Source organism: Pseudoalteromonas luteoviolacea H33-S (assembly GCF_001625695.1).
Classification (GTDB): Bacteria; Pseudomonadota; Gammaproteobacteria; order Enterobacterales; family Alteromonadaceae; genus Pseudoalteromonas; species Pseudoalteromonas luteoviolacea_B.
Map to the genome: position 1 here is coordinate 1 of NZ_AUXY01000031.1, position 840 is coordinate 840.

Sequence of the window (840 nt, forward strand, 5' to 3'; positions counted from 1 at the left end):
TCCAGGTGATTAATACGCCGCAGGCGTTTAAAGTACCGTTGACGGATTTATCCGCAGTACAGGCTGGGATCCGCGAGGCTGAAATTGCCGAAGTGCTCGCTAATGAGGCGATCAGCGCTTTTGATCTGAGCCAAGATTTAATGATACGGGCGCGACTACTAAAAGTCTCTGAGTTGGAGCATATTTTGCTGGTGACCATGCACCATATCGCTTCAGATGGCTGGTCTATGGGCATATTGGTGAATGAGTTTAGCCAGCTGTATAGCGCATATGCTCAAGGGCAACAGGTGTCCCTGGCTCCTTTGACCATTCAGTATGGCGACTATGCCCACTGGCAGCGGGAGTACTTACAGGGAGACGTGCTGGAGCAGCAGTTGGACTACTGGCAAAATCAGCTTGCGGATTTACCTGTGGTACATAGCCTGCCACTTGATCATGCCAGACCCGCGGTGCAAGACTTTAGCGGCGATGTTTATGCCAGCAGTCTTGATAAAAGTGATGTCGCGAGTTTGACTGCGTTGTGCCAGTCCCATGGCGCCACCTTATTTATGGGGCTGCATGCCGCGTTTTCGGTTCTATTATCCCGCTATAGTAATGAGCAGGATATTGTGGTCGGCACGCCTGTGGCGAACCGAGAGCAGTCAGAAGTTGCCGAGCTGATCGGCTTTTTTGTCAATACGCTGGTGCTGCGCAGCGATTTATCGGGCAGCCCAAGTTTTCATGATTTGCTGGGACAGAGCAAACGCTGTTTGCTCGATGCCTATGGTCATCAGCAGGTGCCGTTTGAACAAATCGTCGACCGTTTGCAACCTGAGCGCAGCCTAAGCCATAGCCCGTAAT

General features: G+C 51.7%; 1 protein-coding gene. It reads left to right on the plus strand.

Annotation, left to right across the window (positions count from 1 at the left end; translation table 11 throughout):
• A partial coding sequence (locus N477_RS01710; protein WP_231102114.1) for a condensation domain-containing protein occupies window positions 1-839 on the plus strand: 839 nt, incomplete at its 5' end.
• Window position 840 lies beyond the last annotated feature (1 nt).